The following is a 24,724-nucleotide window of genomic DNA, read 5'->3' as shown; positions in this document are numbered from 1 at the left end:
GAGCCCGCACGGAGCGGGCGCCTGCGTTTAGATGTGGCGTACTTCGACAATCTCGTACTCGATAACGCCGCCAGGCGTTTTCACGGCAACCACGTCACCCTCTTCCTTGGCAATCAAGGCGCGGGCCAGTGGTGAGCCCACCGAAATCTTGCCGAGTTTAAAGTCAGCCTCATCCTCACCCACAATGTGGTAAGTGACGCTTTCATCAGTCTCGACGTTGGCGATTTCAACGGTGGTACCGAAAATCACTTTGCCGGTGTGAGGAATGGTCGTGACGTCGATGATCACCTGATTCTGAATCCGGCCCTCGATGTCACGAATCCGCGCCTCGACCATCCCTTGCTGCTCACGGGCAGCGTGGTATTCGGCGTTTTCCTTCAAGTCACCCAACTCGCGGGCCGTGCCGATGTCCTGGCTGAGCTTCGGACGGACGACCTTGGTCAGGTGAGCGTGTTCTTCTTCCAGGGCTTTCGCGCCCTGGACGGTCATAGGGTACTTGATCATGCCTTCAATCCTGCGTGTAGATCCTGCAAGCGGCGTACGGTCTTCTCGGGACCGAACTTGAGCGCTTCGCAGATGGCTTCGCCAGCAGCAATAGTCGTGGTGCAGTAGATCTTGTGCTGCAGGGCATTACGACGAATGGAGTACGAATCAGCAATCGACTGACGACCTTCGGTGGTGTTGATGATCAGGGTGACTTCGTCATTCTTGATCATGTCGACCACGTGCGGACGACCTTCGGTCACCTTGTTCACACGGCGCACTTTCAGGCCTGCGGCTTCGATCAGCTTGGCAGTACCGGCAGTGGCGACCACTTCGAAGCCCAAGCTGATCAGATCACGGGCCACGCCTGCAACCAGTGGCTTATCGTCGTCACGCACGCTGATGAACGCGGTGCCGCCGGTCGGCAGCACTTCGCTGGCGCCCATCTGGGCCTTGGCGAACGCTTCGCCGAAGGTGTCACCCACGCCCATCACTTCACCGGTGGACTTCATCTCAGGGCCCAGGATCGGGTCCACACCAGGGAATTTGGCGAATGGGAACACCGCCTCTTTAACGCTGTAGAAGTTCGGAATGATTTCTTTGGTGAAGCCGATTTCTTTCAGGGTTTTACCGGCCATCACGCGTGCCGCGATCATGGCCAGGGAAACACCGATGCACTTGGACACGAACGGTACGGTACGGGAAGCGCGCGGGTTGACTTCGATGACGTAGATGTCTTCGCCTTGCAGCGCCAACTGCACGTTCATCAGGCCGACAACGCCCAGTTCCAGGGCCATTTTCTTGACCTGTTCGCGCATCTCGTCCTGGATGTGCGCAGGCAGCGAGTACGGCGGCAGGGAGCACGCCGAGTCACCGGAGTGAACGCCGGCCTGCTCAATGTGCTGCATGATCGCGCCGATCACCACGTCGGTGCCGTCGCAGACCGCATCCACGTCCATTTCGATGGCGCAGTTGAGGAAGTGGTCGAGCAGCACCGGGCTGTCGTTGGACACCTTCACCGCATCGCGCAGGTAGCGCTTGAGTTCTTCTTCTTCGTAGACGATTTCCATCGCACGGCCGCCCAAAACATAGGACGGACGAACCACCAGCGGGTAACCGATCTTGGCGGCAGCACGAATCGCTTCGTCTTCGCTACGCACGGTGGCGTTTGGCGGCTGACGCAGGTTCAGGCGCTCAACCATTTGCTGGAAACGCTCACGGTCTTCGGCACGGTCGATGGCGTCAGGGCTGGTGCCGATGATTGGCACGCCAGCTTCTTCCAGGGCGCGAGCCAGTTTCAGCGGGGTTTGGCCGCCGTACTGGACGATCACGCCTTTTGGCTTCTCGACGCGGCAGATTTCCAGCACGTCTTCCAGGGTCACCGGCTCGAAGTACAGGCGATCGGAGGTGTCGTAATCGGTCGAAACGGTTTCCGGGTTGCAATTGACCATGATGGTCTCGTAACCGTCGGCGCGCAGGGCAAGTGCCGCGTGTACGCAGCAGTAGTCGAACTCGATGCCTTGGCCGATGCGGTTAGGACCGCCGCCCAGGATCATGATCTTGTCGCGGCCCGTCGGTGCGGCTTCGCACTCTTCCTCGTAAGTCGAGTACATGTAGGCGGTGTCGGTGGCGAACTCGGCCGCGCAGGTGTCAACGCGCTTGTAGACCGGGAAGATTTCCAGCTTGTGACGGTGGCGACGCAGCGCCTTCTCGGTCACGCCCAGCAGCTTGGCCAGACGCATGTCGGAGAAGCCTTTGCGCTTGAGCTTGAACATCAAGTCGCGGTCGATGCTAGCCAGACCCAGGGTCTTGACCTTCTCTTCGTCCTTGATCAGATCTTCGATCTGCACCAGGAACCACGGGTCGATCATGTTCATGCCGAAGATGTCTTCGACCGACAGACCGGCGCGGAACGCGTCAGCCACGTACCAGATACGCTCGGCACCCGGCACGGTCAGTTCGCGCTTGAGGATGCTCATGCTTTCCGGATTGCTCAGGTCGAGCTTCTCGTCCAGGCCGCAAACGCCCACTTCCAGACCGCGCAAAGCTTTCTGCAGGGATTCCTGGAAGGTCCGGCCGATCGCCATGACTTCACCGACCGACTTCATTTGAGTGGTCAGGCGCGCGTCGGCTTTCGGGAATTTCTCGAAGGCGAAGCGTGGCAACTTGGTCACGACGTAGTCAATGGACGGCTCGAAGGATGCAGGAGTAGCGCCGCCGGTGATTTCGTTCTGCAGCTCGTCCAGGGTGTAGCCGATCGCCAGCTTGGCAGCGATACGCGCAATCGGGAAACCAGTGGCTTTCGAGGCCAGTGCCGAAGAGCGGGATACACGCGGGTTCATCTCGATGACTACCATGCGGCCAGTGTCCGGGCAGATGCCGAACTGGACGTTGGAGCCGCCGGTTTCCACGCCGATCTCGCGCAGTACCGCCAGAGAGGCGTTACGCATGATCTGGTATTCCTTGTCCGTCAGGGTTTGTGCCGGAGCAACGGTGATCGAGTCACCGGTGTGCACGCCCATCGGGTCAAAGTTTTCGATGGAGCAGACGATGATGCAGTTGTCCTTCTTATCGCGGACAACCTCCATCTCATACTCTTTCCAGCCGATCAGGGATTCATCGATCAGCAGTTCCTTGGTCGGCGACAGGTCGAGACCGCGGGCGCAGATTTCTTCGAACTCTTCGCGGTTGTAAGCGATACCGCCACCGGTGCCGCCCATGGTGAAGGACGGACGGATGATGCACGGGAAGCCAAGCTTCTCGAGCACTGCGTTGGCCTCTTCCATGCTGTGGGCGATACCCGAACGCGGGCAGTCCAGGCCGATGGATTTCATCGCCTTGTCGAAGCGCGAACGGTCTTCGGCCTTGTCGATGGTGTCAGCGTTGGCACCGATCATCTCTACGCCGAACTTCTCCAGAACGCCTTCGCGCTCCAGGTCCAGGGCGCAGTTCAGAGCAGTCTGGCCACCCATGGTCGGCAGCAGCGCGTCCGGACGCTCTTTCTCGATGATCTTGGCAACGGTCTGCCACTTGATCGGCTCGATGTAAGTGGCGTCAGCCATATCCGGGTCGGTCATGATGGTCGCTGGGTTGGAGTTCACCAGGATGACGCGGTAGCCCTCCTCGCGCAGGGCTTTGCAGGCCTGGGCGCCGGAGTAGTCGAATTCGCAGGCCTGGCCGATCACGATCGGGCCAGCGCCGAGAATCAGGATGCTTTTAATGTCTGTACGTTTTGGCATGGGTTTGTCACTCAAATCCGCAGGTCAGTCGGCAAGCCGTCTTGTTCAATCTGTGAAGCCTTGAGGGGGGCCGCCGATGTTCGGGACCGCCCCTCAAGCTTTGCAACATCAAGGCGAGCGATTAGCGTCGCTTGGCCATTTCGTTGATGAAGCGATCGAACAATGGCGCTACGTCGTTCGGGCCAGGGCTGGCTTCAGGGTGACCCTGGAAGCTGAAGGCGCTTTTGTCGGTACGCTCGATGCCTTGAAGGGTGCCGTCGAACAGCGATTTGTGAATCGCGCGAACGTTGGCCGGCAGGGTCGCTTCGTCTACCGCAAAACCGTGGTTCTGGCTGGTGATCATCACTACACCGGTATCCAGATCCTGGACCGGGTGGTTGGCACCGTGGTGGCCGTGGCCCATTTTCAGGGTCTTGGCACCGGAGGCCAGGGCCAGCAGTTGGTGGCCGAGGCAGATGCCGAAGACCGGAATCTCGGTTTCGAGCACGTCCTTGATCGCCTGGATCGCGTAGTCGCAAGGCTCCGGATCACCAGGTCCGTTGGACAGGAACACGCCGTCCGGCTTCATCGCCAGAACGTCAGCGGCTGGAGTCTGGGCCGGCACCACGGTCACGCGGCAACCGCGCTCGACCAGCATGCGCAGGATGTTCAGCTTGACGCCGTAGTCGTAGGCAACCACGTGGTAGGGCAGCTCGGAGGCTTCGATGGTCGCGTGGCTGTCGGTTTTCAGATCCCAGACAGTCGAGCGCCACTCGTATTGCTCTTTGGTGCTGACGACTTTCGCCAGGTCCATGCCTTTGAGGCCAGGGAAACCCTGGGCGGCGGCGATGGCGGCTTCTTCGGAGATGTTGTCACCTGCCATGATGCAGCCGTTCTGCGCGCCTTTTTCACGCAAAATGCGTGTCAGGCGGCGAGTATCGATACCGGCGATTGCCACTACGTTGTTGGCTTTCAGGTAGTCGGACAGGGACATCGTGTTACGCCAGTTGCTCGCAACCAGTGGCAGGTCACGGATGACCAGGCCAGCGGACCATACGCGGTCGGACTCGGCGTCTTCCGGCGTTGTGCCGGTGTTGCCGATGTGCGGGTAAGTCAGGGTAACGATCTGTTGGGCGTAGGAAGGATCGGTAAGGATTTCCTGATAGCCGGTCATGGCGGTGTTGAATACCACCTCACCAACGGTTTGACCGTCGGCTCCAATTGCTTCGCCGCGAAAAATGCTGCCATCAGCAAGGGCGAGTATGGCTGGCTTAGTCAAGAAGACCTCCCGTAAATAAAGCCTGAAAGGGCGATCGCAGGTGTAAAAAAGCGGAGTGACGTATGGACACGTCACCCCGCTCATTCACTGAATTATTCTGCGCGCTTTTAGTGAACACACTAAAGCTGTAGCTTACAGAAAAAGGCATTTTCGGTCTACCGCCAATGAGCCTTAAAGGCCGGAGAATGCGACAGGACGTCGCTTGGCGGAGTAAAACCGGGCTCAAACGCCGTGTTTGAACCCGATTTCAGGCACTTCTTAACGCAGGTCGAGCACGTCTTGCATGTCATAAAGACCCGGCTCGCGCCCATCAAGCCACAAGGCGGCACGTACTGCACCCTTGGCAAAGGTCATGCGACTGGACGCTTTATGCGTGATCTCGACACGCTCACCATCAGCGGCGAACAGCACAGTGTGATCACCGACGATGTCACCGGCACGCACCGTGGCGAAGCCGATGGTTTCGCGAGCGCGGGCGCCGGTCTGGCCTTCACGACCGTAAACCGCCACCTTCTTCAGATCACGCCCCAGCGCATCGGCAATGACTTCACCCATGCGCACGGCAGTACCGGACGGCGCATCGACTTTATGCCGATGATGGGCTTCAGTGATTTCGATATCGACATCATCACCCAGCACCCGGGCAGCGGTGTCGAGCAGCTTCAGGCAAAGATTAACGCCGACGCTGAAGTTGGCCGCGAAGACAATCGGAATGTCCTTGCCCGCTTCCGCCAGCAACTGCTTCTCCTCAACGCTGAAACCGGTGGTACCGATGATCATCGCCTTGTGATGCTTGCGGCAGAACGCGAGGTTCTTCAGCGTCACCGTCGGGTGCGTGAAGTCGATCAGCACGTCGAACTCGTCGACCACGCGATCCAGATCACCCGACAGCGGCACACCGATACGACCCAGCGCAGCCAGTTCGCCGGCATCTGCGCCGACCAGCGAGCTGTCCGGACGATCAATGGCCGCCGTCAGACCCGCGCCCTGCTGTTGCTGCACGGCCTCGATCAGGGTTTTGCCCATGCGCCCGGCGGCGCCCATCACTGCAATACGTCGCATGCCTGTCTCCTTACAAATCGCCGAAGAAGCGCTTTACGCCTTCGAACCAACCGGTGGTTTTCGGCGAATGGCTGTTGTCATCCGCCAGCGAGCTGCGGAACTCTTCCAGCAATTCGCGCTGACGACGACCCAGGTTGACCGGGGTTTCGACCGCCACACGGCACATCAAGTCACCGGCTCCACCGCCACGCACAGGCGCAACGCCTTTGCCGCGAACACGGAACTGCTTGCCGGTCTGGGTCCCTTCAGGGATTTTCAGTTTGACTCGACCATCAAGGGTCGGAATCTCCAGCTCGCCGCCCAGCGCAGCATCAACAAAACTGATCGGCACTTCGCAGAACAGGTGCTTGCCGTCGCGCTGGAAGATCGCGTGCTCGCGCACATTGATCACCACGTACAGATCGCCCGTCGGCCCACCCTGCGCACCCGCCTCGCCTTCGCCGGACAGACGAATGCGATCACCGGTATCCACACCGGCCGGCACTTTCACCGAGAGGGTTTTGTACTCTTCGACACGGCCTTCGCCGTTGCAGGAGTTGCACGGGTCGGAAATGATCTTGCCCTGGCCATGGCAACGCGGGCAGGTCTGCTGCACCGAGAAGAAGCCCTGCTGCATGCGCACCTGGCCAATACCGCCGCATGTCGGACAGGTCACTGGCGAGGAGCCTTTCTTGGCACCCGAGCCGTCGCAGGGCTTGCAGTTGACCAGTGTCGGAACGCGGATATTCACGGTCGTGCCGCGCACCGCTTCTTCCAGGTTCAGCTCCAGGGTATAACGCAAGTCGCTGCCACGCTGAGCGCCGCCACGGGCACCGCCGCGACCACCACCGAAGAAGTCACTGAAGACATCACCAAAGATGTCGGAGAAGTTCTGACCGCCAAATCCGGCACCGCCGCCACCCATGCTCGGGTCGACGCCGGCATGACCGTACTGGTCGTAGGCCGCGCGCTTGCTGGAATCGGACAGGACTTCGTAGGCCTCGTTGGCCTCCTTGAACATCTCTTCCGACGCTTTGTCATCGGGATTACGGTCCGGGTGATGCTTCATCGCCAGGCGACGGTAGGCCTTTTTCAGGTCTGCTTCGCTTGACCCACGCTCAACACCCAATATTTCGTAATAGTCACGCTTTGCCATAAGTCTTTGCACTCTTAAGGACGTCCGGCAAACCCCTCCTGAGCCTCGCCAAACTCGTTGAGCCCCAATACAGGCCCGGACCCAACTCACGTCAATTCAACGATCCTGGTCTTTGATTCAATGCGGTACTTTCAGCTCGAGAAGCAGGAGCATTCCCGGCCATACCGCCAGCATTCGAGCGTTGTCGCATGCTGTAAAAATTCGCTAACTCCAGACACGCCAACGCGGGAGCAAGCTCCCGCGCGGCGACATCCTACCAGTCACCGCCAGAAGGCAGTCAACCGGGCGACCAACAACTTACTTGTGGTCTTTGACTTCTTCGAACTCGGCATCAACAACGTCGTCGGCTTTTTCGGCTTTTTCGTCGTTAGGTGCCGCGCCTTCGGCAGGCTGGGCCTGTTCGGCGTACATCTTCTGCGCCACTGGTGCGGAGACTTTGGACAACTCTTCAACCTTGGCTTCGATTGCAGCCTTGTCGTCGCCTTTGACAGCGGCTTCCAGAGCAACAACAGCGGCTTCGATTGCAGTCTTCTCTTCAGCCGTCACTTTATCGCCGGCGTCAGCGACCATTTTGCGAGTCGAGTGAACCAGTGCATCGCCCTGGTTGCGGGCTGCGGCCAGTGCTTCGAACTTGCTGTCTTCTTCGGCGTTGGCTTCAGCATCGCGAATCATCTGCTGAATCTCTTCCTCGGACAGACCGGAGTTGGCCTTGATCACGATCGACTGAGTCTTGCCGGTGGCCTTGTCTTTGGCGCCTACGTGCAGGATACCGTTGGCGTCGATGTCGAAGGTCACTTCAATTTGTGGCACGCCACGTGGTGCTGGTGGAATCTCGGCCAGGTCGAACTTGCCCAGGGACTTGTTCTGTGCCGCTTGCTTACGCTCACCTTGCAGCACGTGAATGGTCACGGCGCCCTGGTTGTCGTCGGCAGTCGAGAACACTTGCGATTTCTTGGTAGGAATCGTGGTGTTTTTCTCGATCAGCGCGGTCATCACGCCACCCATGGTTTCGATACCCAGGGTCAGCGGGCTGACGTCGAGCAGCAGAACGTCTTTCACGTCACCGGCCAGTACGGCACCCTGGATAGCAGCACCCATGGCAACGGCTTCGTCCGGGTTCACGTCTTTACGTGCTTCTTTACCGAAGAACTCGGTCACCAACTTCTGAACCAGTGGCATACGGGTCTGACCGCCCACCAGGATCACGTCGTTGATGGCGCCAACGTCGATACCGGAGTCTTTCAGCGCGATGCGGCAAGGTTCGATGGTGCGCTGAACCAGGTCTTCTACCAGCGCTTCGAGCTTGGCGCGGGAGATTTTCACGTTCAAGTGCTTAGGACCGGTGGCGTCTGCAGTGATGTACGGCAGGTTCACATCAGTCGACATGCTCGAGGACAGTTCGATCTTGGCTTTTTCAGCGGCTTCTTTCAGGCGCTGCATGGCCAGCGGGTCACCTTTGAGGTTCATGCCGCTTTCTTTCTTGAATTCGTCGACGAGGTAGTCGATCAGACGAATGTCAAAGTCTTCACCGCCCAGGAAAGTGTCACCGTTGGTGGCCAATACTTCGAACTGGTGCTCGCCATCGACTTCAGCGATTTCGATCACGGAAACGTCGAAGGTACCGCCGCCCAAGTCGTAAACGATCACGGTGTGATCGCCCTTCGCCTTGTCCATACCGTAGGCCAGAGCGGCCGCGGTTGGTTCGTTGATGATACGTTTTACGTCCAGGCCAGCAATACGGCCGGCGTCTTTGGTGGCTTGACGCTGGCTGTCGTTGAAGTAAGCCGGAACGGTGATGACCGCTTCGGTCACTGGCTCGCCGAGGTAGTCTTCGGCGGTCTTCTTCATTTTCTTCAGAATTTCAGCCGAGATCTGTGGCGGCGACATTTTCTGGCCGTTCACTTCTACCCATGCGTCGCCGTTGTCAGCCTTGGCGATTTTGTACGGGACCATCTTGATGTCTTTCTGTACGACTTCTTCGTCAAACTTACGACCGATCAGACGCTTCACCGCGTACAGGGTGTTATGCGGATTGGTCACAGCTTGACGCTTGGCGGACTGACCAACCAGGATTTCGCCGTCGTTGGCGTAAGCGATGATCGACGGCGTGGTACGCGCGCCTTCAGCGTTTTCGATAACTTTGGCTACGCCGTTTTCAAGCACGGAGACGCAGGAGTTGGTAGTCCCCAGGTCGATACCGATAATTTTGCCCATGTTTATTCTCCCGAAACTTTTGGATTTGGTTGCCGCAGCAGTGGTGGCTAACTGCGGTAGCACTTAAACGCTTGACTTCTAAATGGGGGCCTTGTGGCTAATTTCAAGCCTGCTCATCAATAGAAGGCGAAACTGGCGCAGGGGCCTTGCTCACCACAACCATGGCCGGGCGCAGCAGACGACCGTTGAGCTGATACCCTTTCTGGAACACCTTGAGCACGCTGTTCGGCTCAACGTCGGCGCTTTCCTGCATGGCCATTGCCTGGTGCTGAACGGCATTGAACGGCTCGCCATGCGGATCGATCACTTCCAACTGATAACGCTTCAGGGTGTCCTGGAACATTTTCAGGGTCAGCTCGATGCCTTCGCGCATTGGGCGGATGCTTTCGTCATCCGGGTTGGACAACTCCAGGCCACGCTCCAGGCTGTCGATGATCGGCAACAAATCGCCAGCAAATTTTTCCAGGGCGAATTTGTGCGCTTTTTCTACGTCCTGCTCGGCTCGACGGCGGACGTTCTGCAGATCAGCCGCTACACGCAAAGCTTGATCATGAGCGCCAGCCAATTGCTCCTCGAGCACTTGTACGCGAGCCGCCAGTTCATCACCCGAATCCGGGGCAGCCTGATCGGCGTCTAGATTTTGCGTATCCACTGTCTGTTCGTCAGCCATAGAATTCTCCTTTCAATAACGTCCGCGAGCTCAACTCGCGCTTCTGTCCCGGTATATGGGGCCGCAAAAATCAGCTTCAAGGGGCGGGTTGCGATTAACCCTACAAAAAACGCTGCATTGTGATTACGCGACGACCAGGCATTTCGTCAGACCGAGGCGATCGAGCACTTCAGGGGCATTGTCAGCCGCAAATAAAACACTGTATAAATAACCAGACCTAAAGCCTGGGAGCGGCCTTTATGCTGGTGCACCTGTCCGTACATAACTACGCCATCGTTGAACATCTCGATCTCGAGCTCGATCGCGGGATGAGCGTGATAACCGGGGAAACCGGTGCCGGCAAGTCGATCATGCTCGACGCCCTCGGCCTGACCCTGGGCGACCGTGCCGACAGCGGCGTGGTCCGTCCCGGCGCCGACAAGGCCGACATCCTTGCAACCTTCGACCTGGTCGACATCCCGGAAGCCAGCGCCTGGCTGGCAGAGCGCGACCTGGAAAGCGACGGCCCGTGCATCTTGCGACGGGTCATCACCGCCGAAGGACGCTCTCGTGGCTATATCAACGGCACGCCCTGCCCGCTCGGCGACCTCAAAGCCCTCGGCGAACTGCTGATCGATATCCACAGCCAGCACGAACACCAATCCCTGCTCAAGACCGACACTCACCGCCGCTTGCTCGACGAATACGCCGGCGCCACTGATCTTGCCCGCCAGGTACATCTGGCCGCCCAACGCTGGCGCCAGACTCGCCAGGAGCTGGAGCGCCTCTCCAATTCCGGCGACGAGCAGCGCGCTCGCCATCAATTGCTCAGCTATCAGCTCGAAGAGCTGGAAAACCTCGGCCTCGGCGAAAACGAGCTGGAACACCTGGAACAGGAGCACAAGAACCTCACCAACGCAGAAACCCTGCTGGGTATCTGTCGGCAAGTGGTCGAGCAATGCAGCGAAAGTGATTCCGGGAATGTCCTGAACGCGCTGACCGCCAGCCTCAATCGTCTATCGAGCGTCAATAACTCGATCGGCGCACTGGGTGAAGCCAGCAGCCTGCTGACCAGCGCACAGATACAGGTCGAAGAAGCCGTGGGCGAGCTCAACCGCTTTCTCGACAACTTCGACGCCGACCCGGCACGCCTTCAATACCTGGAAGAACGCCTGGATGCGATCTACACCATGGCGCGCAAGCACCGCATCCAGCCGACCGAAGTCGCCGAGATGCAGCAGCGCTTGCTGGATGAAATCGAAACCCTGAACGCCAACGATGAATCCATCGAGCGACTGAGCGATGAGCTGGCTTCTTATGCCCGTCATTATCAGGAGAAGGCTCGAGAACTAAGCGACCTGCGCCATCAAGCCTCGAACAGCCTGGCCAGCGCCGTGGAACAGGAAATCCAGCGACTGGGCATGCCCGGCGGGCGCTTCACTATCGAATTACGTCCTAACAGCAGCGACGAACTGCTGCCTAATGGACTGGAGCAGGTCGAGCTGCTGGTCAGCGCCAACCCGGGTCAGCCATTAAAAGCCTTGGCCAAAGTGGCCTCGGGTGGCGAACTGTCACGGATCAGCCTGGCTATTCAGGTGATCACCGCACAGACCTCACGTGTGCCGACACTTGTATTCGATGAGGTGGACGTGGGCATCGGAGGCCCCACCGCCGAGATCGTTGGCCAACTGCTACGTCGCCTCGGTGAACGCGGGCAGGTGCTGACAGTGACCCACTTGCCGCAAGTGGCCGCCCAGGGCCATCAACATCTATTCGTGCACAAGGTGCGCGGCGAAGAGGCGACCCACACGGCTGTTTCCAAACTGAGCAAGAATGATCGCGTCGAAGAAGTAGCGCGGATGCTGGGTGGCATCGATCTGACCAAGGAATCCCTGGCTCACGCGAAAAAAATGGTCGTCACCGCAAAAATTTAAGGACGGCAGAAAGCACGAAGGCGACCCTTGGGTCGCCTTCGCTCGTTTCGCGAATGTAAAATTCGCGCGACATGCTTACTTTTTCTTGCGCACGTACAGCACCAGATTGTGATCAACCATCTCGAAGCCGTACTTATCGACGATGGCTTTCTGCAGACGCTCGATTTCTTCGTCGAAGAATTCGATCACTTCGCTGGTTTCGACGTTGACCATATGGTCGTGATGCTTGCCGTCATCCAGCTCGAAGACCGCATGGCCTCCGTCGAAGTTGTGCCGCACCACAAGGCCAGCTGCCTCGAACTGAGTCAGTACACGGTAAACCGTGGCCAGACCGACGTCCTCACCAGCCTCCATCAGCGCCTTGTAAACATCCTCGGCACTCATGTGGCGTTGCTCGGCGGAATCGAGCATTTGCAGAATTTTGACCCGTGGAAGGGTCACTTTGAGGCCGGCTTTGCGTAGTTCGCTATTTTCAACCATGGTCAGCTTTCTCGCGATGCTGCTTCGCAGCTTCTCTTAATGCGGGTATGATCGGCGTTTACGTTGTCCCAGCCAAGATAGTGGAAGTCGCCCACCGATGCAAAACACCAAGCTCTTGCTAACCAGTTTCACCTTTGTGGGACTGCTCGCACTCGCCGGTTGTTCATTCCCCGGGGTTTACAAAATCGACATCCAGCAGGGCAATGTCGTCACGCAGGACATGATAAACCAGTTACGCCCGGGAATGACCCGTAAGCAAGTACGGTTTATCATGGGCAACCCTCTGCTGACCGACACGTTCCATGCCGATCGCTGGGATTATCTGTACAGCCTGCAACCGGGTGGCGGTGAACGCCAACAGGAACGCATTAGCGTTATCTTCAACCCAAATGACCAACTTGTCAGCCTCTCTGGTGATTTCATGCCAGGCGTGAGCCGCGACGAAGCCATTCTCGGCAAGGACAGTGGCACAACAGTCACTGCACCAGCAGAAAACGCCGAGAAGCCGAAACCGGAAAAACCGGTCAAGCCAGGCTCGTTGCTGGACCAGATCCAGAAGGACGTAGACGGTGTAGAAACCGTTCCGGTCCCGACGCCAGAACCGCTGGAAACGTCGCCGCAATAATTTGCGACGCAATAAAAAACCCGGCATGTCCGGGTTTTTTATTGTCTGGCGCTTGGGCGGCTTACTGATTCCGGGCCTTGGCCTCAGCAGCCTTGGCGGCACGCAGCCGACGAACCTCTTTCGGATCTGCCAGCAATGGCCGGTAAATCTCGATGCGATCACCCGCCTGCACAGGACGAGTGTCCGCATCAGTAATTACTTTACCGAAGATCCCCACCGGGCAATGGGTCAGATCCAGCTCCGCGAAGGTCTCGCCAACGCCTGACGCCAGCAAAGCCGCGCGCACCGTCGTTCCTGCTGGCACCGACACTGCGAGAAGCACCTGACGATCAACTGCGGCGTAGACCACCTCGACGTCAACCTTCGACTCAACCATGCATTTGTTTGGCGCGCTGGCAAAACGCGTCCACCAACGTGTTTGCGGCCTGATTGAACAGCGGCCCCAAGGTTGCGCGAACAATCGGCCCGGCGTAATCGAAGGACAGGTCCAGACTGATCTTGCAGGCCTTTTCGCCCAACGGCTTGAACACCCAAATGCCATGCAACTGGGTGAAAGGTCCTTCCTCGAGGTTCATCTCGATCGAATGGCCGGGCACTAAAGTGTTTCTGGTAACAAAATGCTGACTCAACCCACCCTTGGCCACGCCCACGCTGGCACGCATGTGCTCGGGAGTGCTTTCCAGCACTTCAGCGGTGGAACACCACGGCAGAAATTCCGGGTAACGCGCCACGTCGTTGACCAGGTCATACAGCGCTTGCGCCGGGTAAGGCAGCAGAGCCGAACGTTGAATGTGTGTCGTCATGTCAGCGTCACTTCCACAGCTGTGCGGCAAACACTACGAGAATGCCGATGGGCGCCACATAGCGCATCAAGAACAAGGACAGGGCGAACAGCGCAGGGTTGCGGACCGACAACTCGTCGCGCACCGCTTCACGCCCCATCACCCAGCCCGCAAACACCACGAAACACAAACCACCGAGTGGCAACATGATCCGAGACGTGAAGAAATCGATCACGCCAAAGAAATCCAGGCCGCCTGCGGCACCCCATTGATAGAGATGGAACATCCCGCCTTCGTTCACGAAAAATTTGGCTTCCTTCCAGATATTGAAGGAAAACACCGTGCCCAACCCCACGAACCAGCAGATAAACGCCAGCCAGAAAGTCACCCAGGCGCGACTGACTTTCGTGCGCTCGACCAGGTAAGCCACCATCGGCTCGAGCAGGGAAATCGCCGAGCTCCAGGCAGCCACCGCGACCAGTACGAAGAACACTACGCCCATCAACTGGCCGAACGCTACGTTACCGAAGGCGAACGGCAGGCTGACAAACATCAGGCCCGGGCCTTCGCTCGGGTTCAAGCCCGCAGCGAACACAATCGGAAACAATGCCAGACCAGCCACCAGGGAAACGAAAGTGTCGAGCAGCGCCACGCCGACCACGGTGCCGGAGATCGACGAATGCTTGGGCATGTAAGCGCCGTAAATCATGATCGAACCAACGCCCACACTCAGGGAGAAGAACGCGTGCCCCATGGCCGGCAACAAGCCGTCGAGGACTTTTTCCGGGTGGAAGTCGAACATGAAATGCACGCCTTCCATGAAATGGCCGGTGGTCATGCTGTAGCCCAGCAGCACCAGAATCATCACGAAGAGCAGCGGCATCATGATCCGCAGGCTGCGTTCAAGCCCGGCGACCACGCCTTTGGCGATGACGACGGCAGACAGCAGCATGAAAATCGTGTGCCAAAGTGTCAGGCGCCACGGATCGGCGATCACATTGCCAAAGTACGCGCCGACCTGATCGGGCGTTGCTCCCTGGAAGTCGCCACGGCCCATGTCGATGATGTAATCCAGCGACCAGCCACCGACCACACTATAGAAAGACAGGATCAGCAACGCCGTGATCATCCCGGCGAATGCGCCCCAGGACCACTTGCCCGAATGCCCTGCTTCCACCGCCAGCACCTTCAAGGCGTTGGCCGGGCTCTGCCGCGCGCGGCGGCCGATCAGGGTTTCGGCCAGCATGACCGGCACGCCGATCAGCGCGATACAGGCCAGGAACATCAGCACGAAGGCGCCGCCGCCGTAGACGCCGACCATGTACGGGAATTTCCAGATACTACCCAGGCCCACGGCCGAACCGGTCGCGGCGAGTATGAAGACCCAGCGGCTAGCCCAACTGCCGTGGACAGAAACCTTGTCTGTCGACATCGTTATCACGCCCAAGCGTTCAAAAAAGAGGCCGCATTGTCCGGGATTCAATCAACCTGCTCAAGCACGTAGCGATACCGTAGCCGACTCGCGTGCAACTCCCTATAATGCCGCCCCTATGGCTAAACAGAAGAAACACCCAACAGGGACCATCGCGCAAAACAAAAAGGCGCGACACGATTACTTCATCGAGCATAAGTTCGAGGCTGGTCTGGTCCTGGCCGGCTGGGAAGTAAAAAGTCTGCGGGCAAGCAAGCTGCAACTGGTTGACAGTTACGTGCTGCTCAAGGATGGCGAAGCCTGGCTGCTCGGCAGCCACATTACGCCGCTGATGACCGCCAGCACCCACGTCATCGCCGATCCGACCCGCACCCGCAAGTTGTTGCTCAACCGCCGCGAGCTTGAAAAGCTGGCCGCCGCCGTGCAGCAAAAAGGCTATGCCTGCGTGTGCCTGTCCTGGTACTGGAGCAAGCACATGGTCAAGTGCGAGATCGCTCTGGGCAAGGGCAAGAAGGAATACGACAAGCGTGATACCGAACGCGAACGCGACGCCGGTCGCGAGTTGCAGCGTGCGGTGCGCAACAAGGGCAAGGAAGATTAATCTTTCGGTCTGATGATCGTTCCCACGCGGAGCGTGGGGACGATCATGGCTACATCCCCTTGCGCCGCTCCGCCCGGGCCATGCGCTGCACTTCCTGACGCACTTCTTCCAGCACTTCCTGCACATACAAAATATGTCGGCTGGAGACTTCCCGCGCCTGTTCCGCCCGCCCTTCGATAATCGCCAGGTACAGCTCCCGATGTTGCGTGATCAGCATGTCGCGGGTTTCCGTGCGCTGCTTGTACATGCCGCCAATGTTGGTCACCACGTTGCGCTTGAGCAGATCGAACAGCCCGCGAATGGTGTGCAGCAACACAGCGTTGTGACTGGCTTCGGCAATCGCCAAATGAAATTTCGCATCCGCCGCGCCCTCTTCCGCCCGGCTCACCTCATCGTGACGCGTGTAGCAGTCCTGCAATTCATTGAATGCCGCCGTCAGCCGCTCGCGATCGACATCCGTGGCGCGCAGTGCCGCGTAATAGGCGCAGGACGCCTCCAGCGTATGACGAAACTCCAGCAGATCGCGCTGGGCTTCCGGGTTGCTTTCCAGCAGATGCAACAGCGGATCGCTGAAGGTCGAACCCAGCGACTCCACCACATAATTGCCGCCGCCCTGGCGACTGACCAACAAGCCTTTGGCCGCCAGTTTCTGAATCGCCTCGCGCAACGAGGGGCGTGACACGCCGAACTGCTCGGCCAATGCGCGCTCGGCCGGCAAGCGCTCGCCAGACTTCAACGTGCCTTCGAGGATCATCCCCTCGAGTTGCTCGACAATATCGTCAGACAAACGGCGCTGACGAATCTGATCAAACCCCATAACTCAATTCTCCACGGTCCCGACGGCTCGCCGGGCCCTCTATTCTGGCCTATCGGCGCTGTGCCAGCACCTACCAGACGGCATTTGTTAAAGCGGATCACGCCCACTATTCAGCACTTATTCGACAAAAGTTTCAGGGCGACAAATTGACACACCGCATACAAGGCTTTTACCCTAGCCAACAGCGATTGTAAATTGGTATTACCAATTATCCAAGAACGCTGACCAGTGCCTGACCAACAACAATTAGGGGCCACCCCATATGCAAACCTGGCAACAGCTCTATACCCCGCTCGGCAGCCTTGGCGTTTCCGCGCTCGCGGCCGTTATTCCCATCGTGTTTTTCTTCCTGGCGTTGGCGGTGTTCCGCCTCAAAGGCCATGTGGCCGGCAGCATCACCCTGGCGTTGTCCATCGCCGTTGCGATCTTTGCCTTCCAGATGCCGGTCGATATGGCCTTCGCCGCCGCAGGCTATGGCTTTGCCTACGGTCTGTGGCCGATTGCCTGGATCATTGTCGCGGCCGTGTTCCTCTACAAACTGACGGTCAAGAGTGGTCAGTTCGAAGTGATCCGCAGCTCGGTATTGTCGATCACCGACGACCAGCGTTTGCAGGTGCTGCTGATCGGTTTCTGCTTCGGCGCGTTCCTGGAAGGTGCCGCTGGTTTCGGTGCACCGGTAGCGATTACCGCCGCGCTGCTTGTAGGACTGGGCTTCAACCCACTGTACGCCGCTGGCCTGTGCCTGATCGCCAACACCGCGCCAGTGGCCTTCGGTGCCCTGGGGATTCCGATCATCGTGGCCGGGCAAGTGACCGGCATTGACGCGTTCAAGATCGGCGCCATGACCGGCCGCCAACTGCCGTTGCTGTCGCTGTTCGTGCCGTTCTGGCTGGTGTTCATGATGGACGGCCTGCGCGGCGTTCGGGAAACCTGGCCTGCTGCGCTGGTGGCCGGCTTGAGCTTTGCCATCACCCAATACTTCACGTCGAACTTCATCGGCCCTGAGTTGCCGGACATCACCTCGGCCCTGGCCAGCCTGATTTCCCTGACGCTGTTCCTGAAAGTCTGGCAGCCAAAACGCGCCGCCGGCCAACACATCGCCGGTGCCGTCTCGGCCTCCGTGGTGACCGCCAGCGCCGGCGGTTTCGGTCAGCCGCGCACCAGCGTAGCGTCGCCTTACAGCCTGTTTGAAATCGTCAAAGCCTGGTCGCCGTTCTTGATCCTCACCGTGCTGGTCACCATCTGGACCCTGAAACCGTTCAAGGCCATGTTCGCCGCCGGCGGTTCGATGTACAGCTGGGTGTTCAACTTCGCCATCCCGCACCTGGATCAGATGGTGATCAAGGTCGCACCGATCGTGACTGCGCCGACCGCCATTACAGCGGTGTTCAAACTCGATCCGATTTCCGCGACCGGCACGGCGATTTTCTTCTCCGCGCTGATCTCGATGCTGGTGCTGAAGATCAACATCAAAACTGGTCTTACCACTTTGAAAGAGACCTTCTACGAGCTGCGCTGGCCGATTCTGTCGATCGGCATGGTGTTGGCGTTCGCCTTCGTCACCAACTACTCGGGCATGTCTTCGACCATGGCACTGGTATTGGCAGGCACTGGCGCGGCATTCCCGTTCTTCTCGCCATTCCTCGGCTGGCTGGGCGTGTTCCTGACCGGGTCCGACACTTCGTCCAACGCGCTGTTCAGTTCGTTGCAAGCAACCACCGCGCACCAGATCGGCGTGAGCGATGTGCTGTTGGTGGCGGCAAACACCAGCGGCGGCGTGACCGGCAAGATGATCTCGCCGCAATCGATCGCCGTGGCCTGCGCCGCGACCGGTCTGGTGGGCAAGGAATCGGACCTGTTCCGCTTCACCCTCAAGCACAGCCTGTTCTTTGCAACCATCGTCGGCCTGATCACCTACATCCAGGCCTACTGGCTCACTGGCATGTTGGTGCACTAGGGACTACAAGCCACATCGAAAAAACCGACGCCGGACCACGATTCCGGCGTCAGCTATTCACAACCCGGTCTGTAAGGCTGCTGAAAGTTTCCCTCTCTATATTCAGCAGCCTCAGCAGACGGATAACCGGGTCCACCCGGAGACACGCCTGATGAGCGAGCTTTTTTACAACGCCGTGCCGAATGCGACCCGCGTCGCCCCGCCACTGCCCGAGCCTCGGCAATACCCCAGCGAGAAACCGTCACGGGTCTACCTGTTCGGGACCTGCGTGGTGGACTTGTTCTACCCCGAAGCCGGGATGGACGCGATTCACTTGCTGGAACGCGAGGGTATCCGTGTCGAGTACCCGCAAGGGCAGAGCTGCTGCGGACAACCGGCCTACACCTCGGGTTACACCGAGCAGGCAAGGACCGTGGCGCGCTCGCAACTGGCGCTGTTCGTCGGGGATTACCCGGTGGTGGTGCCGTCGGGATCCTGTGCCGGGATGTTGCGCGAACACTACGCCGACTTGTTCAAAGACGAGCCGCAGACGTTGAAGCAGGTTCAGGCGCTGGCGGCCCGGACTTACGAACTGGCCGAGTTCCTGCTGTTTGTCTGCAAGGTGCAGCTCAAGGACGGCGGCGAGCCGGTAAAAGTGGCGTTGCACACCTCGTGTTCGGCACGGCGTGAAATGAACACCCACTTGCATGGTCGCGAGTTGTTGTCGCAACTGAGCAACGTGGAGCGAGTCGACCACAGCCACGAAAGTGAATGCTGTGGCTTTGGTGGAACGTTCAGCGTCCGTATGCCAGATATTTCCGGCGCGATGGTGGCTGACAAGACAAGGTCGTTGAAGGAATCCGGCGCACACAAGGTCCTCAGTGCCGATTGTGGTTGCCTGATGAACATCAACGGCTCGCTGGAGAAACAGAAGGAAGCGTTGCGCGGCCAACACCTGGCCAGTTTCCTTTGGCAGCGAACCGGAGGTGTTCTATGAACGCTTCCGCGATTATTCCTACGGTTGCCGTGGAAGAAGACTTTCGCACCCGGGCTCACAAGGCTTTGGGTGACAAGCAGCTGCGAAACAACTTTCGTACTGCGATGGATTCTCTGATGACAAAACGGGCAGCGTCCTTCAGCGATGCCCATGAAAGAGAACATTTACGAGCGCTGGGCAATGCAGTCCGTGCCCGTGCGTTATCCAAGTTGCCCGACCTGCTCGAGCAGCTGGAACAGAACCTGACCCGCAACGGTGTGACAGTGCACTGGGCGGAAACGGTGGACGAGGCCAATGGCATCGTCCTATCGATCATCCGCGCTCACGAGGGGCGGCAAGTGATCAAGGGCAAATCGATGGTCAGCGAAGAGATGGAGATGAACCATGTCCTCGAAGCTCAAGGCATTGAATGCCTGGAGTCGGACATGGGGGAGTACATCGTCCAGCTCGATCACGAGAAGCCTTCACACATTATTATGCCGGCGATCCACAAGAATGCCGGTCAGGTCGCGTCCTTGTTCCACGACAAACTTGGCGTGGAGTACACCAAGGACGTTGACCAACTCATTCAGATCGGTCGCAAAGTCTTGCGACAGAAATTCTTCGAAGCGGACATCGGCGTTTCTGGCGTCAACTTCGCCGTGGCCGAAACCGGCACCTTGCTGCTGGTGGAAAACGAAGGCAACGGCCGCATGACCACCACGGTGCCGCCGGTGCACATCGCGGTGACCGGCATCGAAAAAGTCGTGGAAAACCTGCGCGACGTGGTCCCGCTGCTATCGCTGTTGACCCGCTCGGCCCTCGGCCAGCCGATCACCACCTACGTCAACATGATCTCCGGCCCGCGCAAGGAACATGAACTCGACGGTCCGCAGGAAGTGCATCTGGTCCTGCTCGACAACGGTCGCAGCCAGGCCTTCGCCGACAGCGAATTGCGCCAGACCCTGAACTGCATCCGCTGCGGTGCTTGTATGAATCATTGCCCGGTGTACACCCGAATTGGCGGTCACGCCTATGGGGAGGTTTACCCTGGGCCTATCGGAAAAATCATCACCCCGCACATGGTCGGCCTGGCGAACGTCCCGGACCATCCGAGCGCATCGTCGCTCTGCGGTGCTTGCGGTGAAGTTTGCCCGGTAAAAATTCCGATCCCGGCACTGCTGCGTCGCCTGCGGGAAGAGAACGTCAAAGCCCCGGACAGTGCGCATCAAGTCATGCGCGGTCAGGGCAGCAAATATTCGCGCAAGGAACGTTTTATCTGGAACGCCTGGGCCAGACTCAACAGCTCGCCGACGCTGTATCGTCTGTTCGGCTTTTTCGCCACACGACTGCGTGCCCTGGCACCGAACAATGTTGGCCCGTGGACGCAAAACCACAGCGCACCGAAACCCGCTGCCCGCTCACTGCATGACATGGCCCGTGAGCATCTGGCCAAACAGGGAGATCGTTGATGAGCTCCAAGCAAAACATCCTCGCCAAGCTACGGAAAAGTCTGACAGGCACCACGCCCGTGCCCGACGAATTCGACGTCGAGCTGGTGACTGCGCCTTACACCTACACCGCCGAGCAACGCATCCCGCAATTGCGCAAACTGATGGAAGCGGTGCACACCGAGATCCACCTCACGTCCGGCGAAGGTTGGCCGGCGCTGCTCGCACAGTTGTTGCGAGACCGTCAGTTGCCGAGCTTGTTGATCGCGCCGACTACGCCTCATGGGCAACGCGTCACGCAACACTGGGCGAATAATCCTGATCTACCGACACTCAAGTCCTACGACCGTCCGGTTGAAGAGTGGAAAGCCGAGCTGTTCAACGACACCCCGGCCAGCCTGACCACCACCCTCGGCGCAATTGCCGCCACCGGAAGTCTGATTCTCTGGCCAACACGGGAGGAACCGCGCTTGATGAGCCTGGTTCCGCCCGTGCATTTTGCCCTGCTGAAAGCCAGTGAAATTCGCGATAACTTCTATCAGGTCCAACAGGAATTCGACTGGGCGAAAGGCATGCCGACCAACGCCCTGCTGGTGTCCGGCCCGTCGAAAACGGCCGACATCGAGCAAGTCCTGGCCTACGGTGCGCACGGTCCGAAAGACCTGGTGGTTTTGATTCTGGAGGACCAATGACTCTACCGGCGGCTTTCCTGCGAGATGCGCAGCAACTGATCCCCCAAGAGCGGCGCTTCGACGACCCATTGTCGACATTGGCCTTCGGCACCGACGCCAGTTTTTATCGACTGATTCCGAAACTGGTGATCCGTGTCGAGTCCGAAGACGAAGTGGTGGCGCTACTGAAACTGGCGCAACGTGACCAGGTCCCGGTGACCTTCCGCGCGGCTGGTACCAGCCTGTCCGGCCAGGCCATCAGCGATTCGGTGCTGATCGTGCTTGGGGATAACTGGAACGGTCGCGAGATCCGCGGCCAAGGCACGCAAATCCGCCTGCAACCGGGCGTGATCGGCGCGCAGGCCAACGCCTGGCTGGCGCCGTTCGGGCGCAAGATTGGTCCAGATCCGGCCTCGATCAACGCCTGCAAAATCGGCGGCATCGTAGCCAACAACGCCAGCGGCATGTGCTGCGGCACCGCGCAGAACACCTACCACACGCTGGCCGGTATTCGTCTGGTCCTGGCCGACGGCAGCCGTCTCGATACCGAAGATCCGGCGAGCGTTGCCGCGTTTCACCAGAGCCACGCCGCGCTGCTCGAGCGTCTGGCGACATTGGGCCGCGAAACCCGCGCCAATGCCGAACTGGCTGCGAGAATCCGCCACAAGTACCGCCTGAAAAATACCACCGGCCTGTCACTCAATGCGCTGGTGGATTTTGACGAGCCTGTGGATATCTTGAGCCATTTGCTGGTGGGCTCCGAAGGCACGCTCGGCTTCATCAGCGCGGTGACCTACGACACGGTCATCGACCACCCGAACAAGGCTTCGGCGCTGATCGTGTTTCCGGATGTGGAGACCTGCTGCAACGCCGTCACCGTGCTGAAAAGCCAGCCGGTGTCCGCCGTGGAACTGCTGGACCGTCGCAGCCTGCGCTCGGTGCAGGACAAACCCGGCATGCCCGCTTTCGTACAACAGCTGTCGAACAATGCCTGCGCCTTGCTGATCGAATCCCGCGCCGCATCGTCCACTTTGCTACAGGAACAACTGGCGCAGATCATGGCGTCGCTGACTTCTTTCCCGGTGGAAAAACAAGTCGACTTCACCGAGGACCCCGTGGAAAACGCTCGACTTTGGGCGATCCGCAAAGACACCTTCCCTGCCGTCGGTGCGGTGCGCAAAACCGGCACCACTGTGATCATCGAAGACGTGACGTTTCCGGTGGAACAGCTGGCCATTGGCGTTAACCGCCTGATCGAGCTGTTCGACAAACACCACTACGACGAGGCGATCCTCTTCGGCCATGCCCTGGAAGGCAATCTGCACTTCGTCTTCACCCAAGGCTTCAACAACCCGGAAGAAGTCGCACGCTACCAGGCATTCATGGACGACGTGGCGCAGTTGGTGGCGGTAGAGTTTGGCGGATCGTTGAAGGCCGAGCACGGCACCGGCCGCAACATGGCGCCCTTTGTCGAGCTGGAATGGGGCAGCGATGCCTATCAACTGATGTGGCAACTCAAACGGCTGCTCGACCCTAACGGCATCCTCAACCCGGACGTGGTGCTCAGCGAAGATCCGCAGATCCACCTCAAGCACCTGAAACCGCTGCCGGCCGCCGACGAGATTGTGGATAAGTGCATCGAGTGCGGTTTCTGCGAACCGGTCTGCCCGTCGAAAGGACTGACCCTGAGCCCGCGCCAGCGCATCGTGATCTGGCGCGATATTCAGGCGAAGAAACGCGCAGGCGTCGACACCGCCGAACTTGAAGCCGCCTACGAATACCAAGGCATCGACACCTGCGCCGCCACCGGTTTGTGTGCACAACGTTGCCCTGTAGGCATCAACACCGGCGAGCTGGTGAAAAAGCTTCGCGGCCGCAAGGCGACGCATACGAAAACCGCCAACTGGCTTGAAGGCAATTTCGCCACGGCACTGCAAGGCGCGCGTTTCACCCTGCATGTCGCCAACGGTGCGCGGATGCTGCTGGGCGCACCGCGTCTGGCGAAGCTGTCGGCGACGTTGACCAAGTTGTCCAAAGGTCAGGTCCCGCAGTGGACCAACGCTATGCCGCAGCCAGAAAAAGCCATTCGCTTCAGCCCGGTCGTATCGGACCAACGCCCTCGTGTGGTGTATCTGGCGGCGTGTGTCTCGCGGGTCATGGGCCCGGCAGCGGGTGATAAAGAGCAGATGTCGCTGTACGACAAAACCCGTGGGCTGCTGGAAAAAGCCGGTTACCAGGTCGTCTTTCCCGACAATCAGGACAGCCTCTGCTGCGGTCAGCCATTTGCCTCCAAAGGTTATGCGGAACAGGCCGAGCACAAACGTCAGGAACTGATCGGCGCATTGCTGCACGCCAGTCGCGGCGGGCTCGATCCGATCTATTGCGACACCAGCCCGTGCACGTTACGGCTGGTTCAGGATTTGGGCGAAGTCCGACTCGACCTTTACGACCCGGTGCGATTCATCCGTACGCATTTGATGGATCGCCTGGATTTCACACCGCAGGAAGCGCCGATCGCGGTGCACGTCACTTGCAGCACCCAGCACCTTGGCGAGAGTCAGGCGCTGATTGATCTGGCGCGTAAATGCAGCAAAAACGTGGTCATTCCAGAGGGCATTCACTGCTGTGGTTTTGCGGGGGACAAGGGCTTCACCACCCCCGAACTGAACGCTCACTCACTGCGCAGCCTGAAAGACGCCGTGCAGTTCTGCGCAGAAGGCATTTCCACCAGCCGCACCTGCGAAATCGGCCTGAGCCAACATGGCGGGATCGACTATCACGGTCTGGTTTACTTGGTGGATCGTGTGACGCAAGTGCGTCCGGCTTGAGGGCACTTTGGTGAAAATGGGGCGATTTCGCCCCTTTTTCATGCACTGCTGTTGCGCCAATCTTCTCGACACGCCTTCAAAAAAAAACCGAACTCCAGCATGCGGCTATAGTCATTTAGCTAGGCCCTGTGAACGGGCTTATAACCACCTC

The 24,724-nt window shown here is 59.0% G+C and carries 20 protein-coding genes; 8 read left to right on the top strand and 12 right to left on the bottom strand.

Annotated features, from left to right (window positions below; genetic code table 11):
* Positions 1–27: 27 nt before the first annotated feature.
* From greA to grpE, 7 genes are all read right to left on the bottom strand, one after another.
* Positions 28–504, bottom strand: a complete 477-nt coding sequence (gene greA, locus HP062_RS25160) for a transcription elongation factor GreA (RefSeq protein ID WP_010463507.1) — start codon at positions 502–504, stop codon at positions 28–30.
* Entirely contained in the window at positions 501–3,722 is a 3,222-nt protein-coding gene (carB, locus tag HP062_RS25155; RefSeq protein ID WP_172792229.1) for a carbamoyl-phosphate synthase large subunit, read from the bottom strand. The genes greA and carB overlap by 4 nt, the downstream gene beginning before the upstream one ends.
* Positions 3,723–3,843: 121 nt before the next feature.
* Entirely contained in the window at positions 3,844–4,980 is a 1,137-nt protein-coding gene (carA, locus tag HP062_RS25150) for a glutamine-hydrolyzing carbamoyl-phosphate synthase small subunit (RefSeq protein WP_010463512.1), read from the bottom strand.
* A 258-nt stretch (positions 4,981–5,238) separates the two neighbouring features.
* Positions 5,239–6,042, bottom strand: coding sequence for a 4-hydroxy-tetrahydrodipicolinate reductase (dapB, locus tag HP062_RS25145; RefSeq protein ID WP_010463514.1), 804 nt, complete (start codon positions 6,040–6,042; stop codon positions 5,239–5,241).
* 10 nt (positions 6,043–6,052) lie between these two features.
* Positions 6,053–7,177, bottom strand: coding sequence for a molecular chaperone DnaJ (gene dnaJ, locus HP062_RS25140; protein ID WP_010463516.1), 1,125 nt, complete (start codon positions 7,175–7,177; stop codon positions 6,053–6,055).
* A gap of 297 nt (positions 7,178–7,474) precedes the next feature.
* On the bottom strand, positions 7,475–9,391 hold the full coding sequence (gene dnaK, locus HP062_RS25135) for a molecular chaperone DnaK (RefSeq protein WP_077747385.1): 1,917 nt from the start codon (positions 9,389–9,391) through the stop codon (positions 7,475–7,477).
* Positions 9,392–9,494: 103 nt separating this feature from the next.
* Entirely contained in the window at positions 9,495–10,061 is a 567-nt protein-coding gene (gene grpE, locus HP062_RS25130; RefSeq protein WP_077747384.1) for a nucleotide exchange factor GrpE, read from the bottom strand.
* A gap of 239 nt (positions 10,062–10,300) precedes the next feature.
* On the opposite strand from grpE, the gene recN reads away from it, so the two are divergent.
* Positions 10,301–11,974, top strand: coding sequence for a DNA repair protein RecN (gene recN, locus HP062_RS25125; protein ID WP_145309772.1), 1,674 nt, complete (start codon positions 10,301–10,303; stop codon positions 11,972–11,974).
* 75 nt (positions 11,975–12,049) lie between these two features.
* Here recN and fur read toward each other — a convergent pair whose 3' ends face one another.
* Positions 12,050–12,454: a ferric iron uptake transcriptional regulator gene (fur, locus tag HP062_RS25120; protein WP_003197684.1), complete on the bottom strand. Its 405-nt coding sequence runs from the start codon at positions 12,452–12,454 to the stop codon at positions 12,050–12,052.
* 97 nt (positions 12,455–12,551) lie between these two features.
* Between fur and HP062_RS25115 the strand changes: the two genes are divergently transcribed.
* Complete coding sequence (locus HP062_RS25115; RefSeq protein WP_010463534.1) at positions 12,552–13,079, top strand: outer membrane protein assembly factor BamE; 528 nt, start codon at positions 12,552–12,554, stop codon at positions 13,077–13,079.
* A gap of 61 nt (positions 13,080–13,140) precedes the next feature.
* Here the strand turns inward: HP062_RS25115 and HP062_RS25110 are convergent, their stop codons facing one another.
* The 3 genes from HP062_RS25110 to HP062_RS25100 are packed head-to-tail and all read right to left on the bottom strand — an operon-like array spanning position 13,141 to position 15,293.
* On the bottom strand, positions 13,141–13,455 hold the full coding sequence (locus HP062_RS25110; protein WP_102593595.1) for an RnfH family protein: 315 nt from the start codon (positions 13,453–13,455) through the stop codon (positions 13,141–13,143).
* On the bottom strand, positions 13,448–13,882 hold the full coding sequence (locus HP062_RS25105; protein ID WP_010463538.1) for a type II toxin-antitoxin system RatA family toxin: 435 nt from the start codon (positions 13,880–13,882) through the stop codon (positions 13,448–13,450). Before HP062_RS25105 ends, HP062_RS25110 begins: the two co-directional genes overlap by 8 nt.
* Positions 13,883–13,889: 7 nt before the next feature.
* Positions 13,890–15,293 (bottom strand): sodium-dependent transporter, encoded by a 1,404-nt coding sequence (locus HP062_RS25100; RefSeq protein ID WP_010463541.1) that lies wholly within the window; start codon positions 15,291–15,293, stop codon positions 13,890–13,892.
* Between the two features lie 118 nt (positions 15,294–15,411).
* On the opposite strand from HP062_RS25100, the gene smpB reads away from it, so the two are divergent.
* Positions 15,412–15,894 carry an SsrA-binding protein SmpB gene (smpB, locus tag HP062_RS25095; protein WP_007900551.1) on the top strand — a complete coding sequence of 161 codons (483 nt, stop codon included), beginning with the start codon at positions 15,412–15,414 and terminating at the stop codon, positions 15,892–15,894.
* Positions 15,895–15,943: 49 nt separating this feature from the next.
* On the opposite strand, the gene HP062_RS25090 is transcribed toward smpB, so the two are convergent.
* Positions 15,944–16,711, bottom strand: coding sequence for a GntR family transcriptional regulator (locus tag HP062_RS25090; protein WP_010463546.1), 768 nt, complete (start codon positions 16,709–16,711; stop codon positions 15,944–15,946).
* Between the two features lie 262 nt (positions 16,712–16,973).
* Here HP062_RS25090 and HP062_RS25085 point away from each other — a divergent pair, with 262 nt between their 5' ends.
* The 5 genes from HP062_RS25085 to HP062_RS25065 all read left to right on the top strand — a co-directional run bounded on the left by HP062_RS25085 (position 16,974) and on the right by HP062_RS25065 (position 24,573).
* The gene (locus tag HP062_RS25085) at positions 16,974–18,668 is read left to right on the top strand and encodes a lactate permease LctP family transporter (RefSeq protein WP_077747381.1); all 1,695 of its coding nucleotides are present in this window, start codon (positions 16,974–16,976) and stop codon (positions 18,666–18,668) included.
* Positions 18,669–18,819: 151 nt separating this feature from the next.
* Positions 18,820–19,644: a (Fe-S)-binding protein gene (locus HP062_RS25080; RefSeq protein ID WP_172792228.1), complete on the top strand. Its 825-nt coding sequence runs from the start codon at positions 18,820–18,822 to the stop codon at positions 19,642–19,644.
* Positions 19,641–21,095 (top strand): LutB/LldF family L-lactate oxidation iron-sulfur protein, encoded by a 1,455-nt coding sequence (locus HP062_RS25075; protein ID WP_172792227.1) that lies wholly within the window; start codon positions 19,641–19,643, stop codon positions 21,093–21,095. Before HP062_RS25080 ends, HP062_RS25075 begins: the two co-directional genes overlap by 4 nt.
* On the top strand, positions 21,095–21,766 hold the full coding sequence (locus tag HP062_RS25070) for a lactate utilization protein C (RefSeq protein ID WP_172792226.1): 672 nt from the start codon (positions 21,095–21,097) through the stop codon (positions 21,764–21,766). The genes HP062_RS25075 and HP062_RS25070 overlap by 1 nt, the downstream gene beginning before the upstream one ends.
* Positions 21,763–24,573: an FAD-binding and (Fe-S)-binding domain-containing protein gene (locus tag HP062_RS25065; RefSeq protein ID WP_154503026.1), complete on the top strand. Its 2,811-nt coding sequence runs from the start codon at positions 21,763–21,765 to the stop codon at positions 24,571–24,573. Before HP062_RS25070 ends, HP062_RS25065 begins: the two co-directional genes overlap by 4 nt.
* Positions 24,574–24,724: the final 151 nt, after the last annotated feature.

Origin of the sequence: Pseudomonas sp. B14-6 (genome assembly GCF_013260315.1) — a bacterium.
In the GTDB taxonomy this organism is placed as follows: domain Bacteria; phylum Pseudomonadota; class Gammaproteobacteria; order Pseudomonadales; family Pseudomonadaceae; genus Aquipseudomonas; species Aquipseudomonas mandelii.
The sequence above is the reverse complement of the archived record's forward strand: the minus strand, read 5'-3'. Positions and strand labels throughout refer to the sequence as shown.